This is a genomic window from Herbaspirillum sp. GCM10030257 (genome assembly GCF_042666555.1).
GTDB lineage: Bacteria > Pseudomonadota > Gammaproteobacteria > Burkholderiales > Burkholderiaceae_D > Noviherbaspirillum.
Genome location: NZ_JBHTDH010000103.1, coordinates 1 through 1475 on the forward strand (window position 1 = coordinate 1; position 1475 = coordinate 1475).

Annotated in this window: 1 protein-coding gene; it reads right to left on the bottom strand. The window is 60.1% G+C overall.

From position 1 onward, the window contains the following. Nucleotides 1-1475 (bottom strand): phosphomethylpyrimidine synthase ThiC (gene thiC, locus ACFQUU_RS29250; RefSeq protein ID WP_382252146.1); only part of this gene is annotated, 1475 nt, incomplete at both ends.

Genomic DNA, 1475 nt, shown 5'->3' on the forward strand with positions numbered 1-1475 from the left:
ACCTTGGCCGAATCCTTCGGCAGCGTCTCGTCGTGGAATTCCCGCGCCTTGTCCGGGTCGAGACCGATGTTGAACTGGTCTTCCCAGCGGAATTCGAAACGTGCTTTCGACAAGGCATTGTCGCGGATCTGCGCACCCGGATGGCCCTTGGCCAAGTCGGCTGCGTGTGCCGCCAGCTTGTAGGTGATGATGCCTTCCTTGACGTCAGCCTTGTTCGGCAAGCCGAGGTGCTCCTTCGGCGTCACATAGCACAGCATCGCCGTGCCATACCAGCCGATCATCGCAGCACCGATGCCCGAAGTGATGTGGTCGTAGCCGGGCGCGATATCGGTGGTCAACGGCCCCAGCGTATAGAACGGCGCTTCATGGCACTGCTCCAGCTGCAGGTCCATGTTTTCCTTGATCAGGTGCATCGGCACATGGCCCGGGCCTTCGATCATCACCTGTACATCATGCTTCCAGGCAATCTGCGTGAGTTCACCGAGCGTCTTCAGTTCACCCAGCTGCGCTTCATCGTTCGCATCGTAAATCGAGCCCGGACGCAGGCCATCACCGAGCGAGAACGACACGTCATACGCTTTCATGATGTCGCAGATATCTTCAAAGTGCTCGTACAGGAAAGATTCCTTGTGATGCGCGAGACACCATTTCGCCATGATGGAACCGCCGCGCGACACGATACCGGTCATGCGCCTGGCGGTCAGCGGCACGTACTGCAGCCGCACGCCGGCGTGGATGGTGAAGTAGTCAACGCCTTGCTCGGCCTGCTCGATCAGCGTGTCGCGGAAGATTTCCCAGGTCAGGTCTTCAGCCTTGCCATTGACCTTTTCCAGCGCCTGGTAAATCGGCACGGTGCCGATCGGCACCGGTGAATTGCGGATGATCCATTCGCGGGTTTCGTGGATGTGCTTGCCGGTCGACAAGTCCATCACGGTATCGCCGCCCCAGCGGATCGCCCAGGTCATTTTTTCCACTTCTTCGCCGATGGACGAGGTGACTGCGGAATTGCCGATGTTGGCGTTGATCTTCACGAGGAAATTGCGGCCGATGATCATCGGTTCGATTTCCGGGTGGTTGATATTGGCAGGGATGATCGCGCGGCCGCAGGCGACTTCGGCGCGCACGAATTCCGGCGTGATCTCGGCGGGAATCGCCGCGCCGAAACTCTGGCCGGGATGCTGGCGGCCCATCAGGTCGGCCAGCTTCTGGCCCATCGGACCGGAAGCTTTCAGGCTTTCCAGGTATTCGCGGCGGCGCAGGTTTTCACGGATCGCGATGTATTCCATTTCCGGCGTGATGAGGCCCTGGCGTGCGTAATGCATCTGGGTGACGTTTTTGCCGGCAACAGCGCGACGCGGCTTGCGGTGCAGGTTGAAGCGCAGCTCGGCCAGCTTGGGGTCGTTGAGGCGCTCGATGCCGTATTTCGATGTCGGTCCCGGCAACTCCTCGGTATCGTTGCGCTCGGCAATCCAGCC